Annotated in this window: 4 protein-coding genes; all 4 read left to right on the top strand. The window is 68.1% G+C overall.

Features of this window, described 5'->3' with window-relative positions:
• Positions 1 to 25: 25 nt before the first annotated feature.
• Positions 26 to 1,219 (top strand): TCR/Tet family MFS transporter, encoded by a 1,194-nt coding sequence (locus tag Q7T84_RS02260; RefSeq protein ID WP_304806014.1) that lies wholly within the window; start codon positions 26 to 28, stop codon positions 1,217 to 1,219.
• 167 nt (positions 1,220 to 1,386) lie between these two features.
• A complete protein-coding gene (locus Q7T84_RS02255) occupies positions 1,387 to 2,664 on the top strand; it encodes an MFS transporter (RefSeq protein WP_304806013.1) in 1,278 nt (425 codons plus the stop codon).
• 68 nt (positions 2,665 to 2,732) lie between these two features.
• Positions 2,733 to 4,148: a Do family serine endopeptidase gene (locus Q7T84_RS02250; protein WP_304806012.1), complete on the top strand. Its 1,416-nt coding sequence runs from the start codon at positions 2,733 to 2,735 to the stop codon at positions 4,146 to 4,148.
• Between the two features lie 118 nt (positions 4,149 to 4,266).
• A partial coding sequence (locus Q7T84_RS02245) for an AAA family ATPase (RefSeq protein WP_304806011.1) occupies positions 4,267 to 5,050 on the top strand: 784 nt, incomplete at its 3' end.

The raw sequence follows: 5,050 nt of genomic DNA, 5'->3' as shown, positions 1-5,050 counted from the left end.
GCAATGGACCGGTGCGTTCCGGTTCATCTTCGCCGCGGCGGTCATCAACGCGATCTCGTTCGGGATCATGATCCCGGTGCTGCCGAACCTGATCAAGGAATTCACCGGCGGCGACACGGCGGCGGCGTCTGAGTGGAACGTGGTGTTCGGCGCGGTCTGGGGGGTGATGCAGCTGTTCTGCGGGCCGATCCTAGGCATGCTGTCGGACCGGTTCGGTCGCCGGCCGATCCTGCTGGTGTCGCTGGCGGGCTTGGCGATCGACTTCCTGTTCATGGCCCTGGCCCCCACCCTCGCCTGGCTGTTCGTCGGTCGGGTGATCAATGGGCTGACGGCGGCCAGCTTTTCCACGGCTAACGCCTATGTGGCCGACGTTACGCCGCCAGATAAGCGCGCCAAGGCGTTCGGCTGGATGGGCTCGGCCTTCTCCTTCGGCTTCCTGGTGGGACCGGCGCTCGGCGGGTTCCTGGGCGACATCGACCTGCGGCTGCCGTTCTTCGTGGCCGCGGGCCTGACCACCATCAACTGGTTCTACGGCTTCTTCGTCCTGCCGGAGTCGCTGCCGCCCGAGAAGCGGGTGGCGAAGTTCGATTGGAAGCGGGCCAATCCGGTCGGGTCGCTGGTCTTCCTGCGCTCGCACGCCGACCTGCTGGGCCTTGCGACCGTGGGGTTCCTGTTCCAACTGGCCCACACCGTCCTGCCGGCGATCTTTGTGCTCTACACCGGCTACCGCTATGGCTGGACGCCGGGGTTCATGGGCCTGACCATGATGGCGACCGGCGTGGCCGGCGTCATTGTCCAGACCCTGCTGGTCGGCCCCGTGGTGGCCAAGATCGGCGAGCGTGGCGCGCTGCTGCTGGGCGCCGCGGCAGGGGCCACTGGCTTTGCGATCTACGGCTTTGCGCCCAGCGGCTGGGTTTACTTCCTGGGCGTGCCGGTCTTCGCCCTGATGAACTTCCTGCAGCCGGGCCTGCAGGGACTGATGACCCGCCGTGTCGAGCCGTCAGGGCAGGGGCAACTCCAGGGCGCGAACCAAAGCCTGCAAGGCATCGCCTCGGTGATCGGGCCGGTGATCTTCGGCCTGACCTTCGCCTGGTCGATCCGGCACGAGGGGATCATGCATCAGCCGGGCTTGGCCATCTATCTGGCCTCCGGCCTGCTGGTCGCGGCTTTCGTGCTGGCGCTTCGGGTGGCGCGGGCGCCGGTGGCGGAGGCGGCTTAACCGGCGCTTGCGTTTCGTGGGTGGCGACCTAGGATCGTGGCCAGCATGACAGGAATGATCGAGACGATGAGGGCCTAGGCTCACGGACGCTGGCGAGATCGCCGGCCTGCCGCTTTGCGCCATATCCCTCACCGGCCGCCGCCGCGGACCGGTCTCTCGAGACGTTCATGACAATCCCATCCGACCTGACGCCGCCTGTGGGCGTGCAAACCCGTTCCGACCTGCGCCGACGCGCCGGTCTGCGCTTCATCGGCGTGACCATCTGCCTGGACGTGGTGTCCCACACCATCGTCTTCCCCGTCTTGCCCAAGTTGGTGGAGGAACTGCTGGGCGGCGATGTCCAGGGCGCGGCGCGCTGGATCGGCGTGCTGATCGCCATCTGGTCAGTGGCCCAGTTCGTGGCCGCCCCGGTGATCGGCATGTTGTCGGACCGGTTCGGGCGGCGCCCGGTGATCCTGATCTCGGTGTTCGGCCTAGCCATCGACTTGATGATCATGGCGCTGGCGCCGACCCTGGCCTGGCTGCTGATCGGCCGGGCGTTGTGCGGCCTGACGGCCGGCGCCCAGGCCGCCGCCATGGCCTATGTCGCCGACATCACGCCGCAGGAAGAACGCGCCAAGAGCTATGGCTGGCTCAATGCGGCGGCCTGGACAGGGGTGATCCTTGGTCCCGCCCTGGGCGGTCTGCTCGGCTCGGTCGATCCGCGCGCGCCCTTCTGGGCGGCCGCGGCGGTGTCGCTGCTGAACGGCCTCTACGGCCTGTTCGTCCTGCCGGAGTCGCTCCCCCGCGAGAACCGCGCGCCGATGTCGTGGCGCAAGGCCAATCCGGTCGGGGCGTTGAACCTGCTCGTCTCGCGAAAGGGACTGCCGGTCTTGGCGCTTGTCCTGGTGCTGCTGTGGCTGGCGATGCACGCGATGAACAGCGTCTTCGTCCTCTATACGGCCCACCGCTACAGTTGGGATCCGCTGGCGCTCGGCATCTTCGCCAGCGCCTTCGCCGCGGTGAACATCGTCGTGCAGAGCCAGTTGGCCGGCCGCTTCGTCAGATGGTTCGGCGAGCGCCGGACGGTGATCGGCGGGCTGGTCGTCCAGGTGCTTTGCTATGTCGGCGTCGGCCTGGCGCCGACCGGCCCGATATTCTGGGCCGTGAACCTGCCCGGCGCCTTGGCCAACGTCGCGGGACCAGCCCTGCAATCGATGATGACCGCCAAGGTCGATGCGACCGAGCAGGGCAGGTTGCAGGGAGCGATGAGTTCGATCTCCAGCATGACCGGACTGTTCGGGCCGATCCTGTCCACCCAGGCCTTCGCCTGGTCGATCGCGCCGGGCATGGCGGCGGTCTGGTCGGGCTCCTCGATCATCGCCGGCGGGGTCCTCACGGCGATCGGGCTTCTTCTGGTGGTTCTCTTCGTTCGCGAGGTTCCCTCAAGTCAAAACCAGGCCTAAATCAACGCCATCATTGCGCCCGGAATACTCTTGAGAGTGGTGGGTTCACGACGATGCTTGGAGAGTCTATGCGCGCCTATCGCGTTCTGATCCCCGCCTTGGCCGTTCTTGCGGCCTGTTCCGATCCCGCTGGCAAGTCGAACGCTCAGATCCCGCCACTGGCTCAGCCCAGTCGGGCGGCGCCAGGCGACAGCATGACCATGAAGGCCTCGTTCGCCCCCGTGGTGAAACGCGCCGCCCCAGCTGTGGTCAACATCTCCTCCAAGCGCTTGGTCAGGACGCGTCCCGATCCGTTCTGGGAGATGTTCGGCGGCGGGGCCCCGCGCGAGCGGATCCAGGGTTCGCTAGGCTCTGGCGTCATCGTCCGCGCCGACGGCGTGATCGTCACCAACAACCACGTGGTCGAAGGCGGGCAGGAGATCACCGTCGCGCTCGCCGACCGCCGCGAGTATGTGGCCCGCGTCCTGCTGGCCGATCCGCGCACCGACCTGGCGGTGCTGAAGATCGATGTCGGCAATGAGCGCCTGCCGGTGCTGGCGATCGATGATTCCAACGAGGCCCAGGTCGGCGACCTGGTGCTGGCCATCGGCGATCCCTTCGGCGTCGGCCAGACGGTGACCAACGGCATCATCTCGGCCCTGAACCGGACGGCGGACCCGAACGGCGACACCTCCAACGCCTATATCCAGACCGACGCGGCGATCAATCCGGGCAACTCCGGCGGGGCGCTGGTCGACATGGACGGCGACCTGATCGGGGTGAACAGCTTCATCCTGTCGCGTTCGGGTTCCTCCTCCGGCGTCGGCTTCGCGGTGCCGGCCGCCATCGTGCGGCGCGTGGTCGAGACCGCGGCCGGCGGCGGCCAGGCCGTCGTGCGGCCGTGGCTGGGCGCGCGCACCCAGACCGTGACCGGCGAGATGGCGCGCAGCATGGGCCTCAGCGTTCCCCAAGGCGCGCTGGTCGCCGATATCTGGCCGAACGGCCCGGCCGCCCGCGCCGGCCTGCGCCAGGGCGACGTGATTGTCTCCGTCGACGGCCGTCCGGCGGTCGACGCCGCGGCCGTATCCTACGCCATCTCCTCGCGCCGGCCTGGAGACCAGATCAAGCTGGGCGTGCGCCGGGGCGGGGGCGAGCAGGCCATGACCCTGCGCGCCGAGGCCCCGCCCGCCACGCCGGCCCGCGACCAGCAGGTGATTTCCGGCCGAAATCCGTTCGACGGGGCGACCGTGGTCAACCTGTCGCCGGCCGTGGCCGACGAACTGGGCCTCGATCCGTTCCTGGGCCGGGGCGTGATGGTGACCAATATCGGCCGCGGCTTTGCGATGAACGCGGGCCCGCGCCCGGGCGACCTGATCAAGGCCGTCAATGGTCGCCAAGTCGCCACGGTCAAGGACCTGATGAGCGTGCTCGGCGCCGGCGGCGGCCAATGGCAGGTGACCATCGTGCGCAACGGCCAGGAAGTCACAGCCAACTTCCGGACCTGACTTTGACGTCGCCGCCCCCTCACCGACCTCTCCCTCGGTAGAGGCTAGTTGAGGGGGCGGCGCGAAGCGCCGCTCTCAAGGCCCATCACATCTCGCGCGGCATTTGCTAGAACACCCCATGGCCGATCTCTTCGAAGCTGCCGGGCTGACGCCGCACGCGCCGTCTCCGCTCGCCGACCGACTGCGCCCGCAAAGGCTCGACGAGGTCGTGGGGCAGGACCACCTGCTGGGTCCAGAAGGTCCGATCCGGCGGATGGCCGAGGCCAAGCGCTTGGCCTCGATGATCCTCTGGGGCCCGCCGGGCACCGGCAAGACCACCATCGCGCGGCTGCTGGCCAAGGAAGCCGGCTATGAATTCCAACAGCTCTCGGCGGTGTTCTCCGGCGTCGCCGACCTGAAGAAGGCCTTCGAACAGGCGCGGATGCGCCGCGCCGCCGGCCAGGCGACCCTGCTGTTCGTCGACGAGATTCACCGCTTCAACCGCGCCCAGCAGGACGGCTTCCTGCCGTTTGTGGAGGAGGGGATCGTCACCCTGGTCGGGGCGACCACCGAGAACCCGTCCTTCGAGCTGAACGGGGCGCTCTTGTCGCGCGCCCAGGTCTATGTGCTGAAGCGCTTGGACGACGAGGCCCTGGCCAGCCTGCTGGGCAAGGCCGAGATCCATGAGGGCAAGGCGTTGCCGCTGGAGCCGGAGGCCCGCGAGGCCCTGGTCGCCCTGGCCGACGGCGATGGCCGCTATCTGCTGACCTTGGCCGAGACCCTGTTCAACATCGGGTCGGACAAGCCGCTCTCGACCAAGGAACTTGGCCAGATCCTGCAAAAGCGCAGCCCGGCCTACGACAAGGATCGCGAGGTGCACTACAACCTCTTATCGGCCCTACATAAGTCGATCCGCGGTTCGG

The sequence above is a fragment of the Phenylobacterium sp. genome (genome assembly GCF_030654915.1).
In the GTDB taxonomy this organism is placed as follows: domain Bacteria; phylum Pseudomonadota; class Alphaproteobacteria; order Caulobacterales; family Caulobacteraceae; genus Phenylobacterium.
Note: the sequence above shows the minus strand (reverse complement) of the source record. Positions and strands in the feature narration are given on the sequence as shown.

Excerpts from the sequence above, each read along its gene's own strand:
- Q7T84_RS02255 (WP_304806013.1), top strand. The coding sequence starts at position 1,387 with ATGACAATCCCATCCGACCTGACGCCGCCTGTGGGCGTGCAAACCCGT.
- Q7T84_RS02250 (WP_304806012.1), top strand. The coding sequence starts at position 2,733 with ATGCGCGCCTATCGCGTTCTGATCCCCGCCTTGGCCGTTCTTGCGGCC.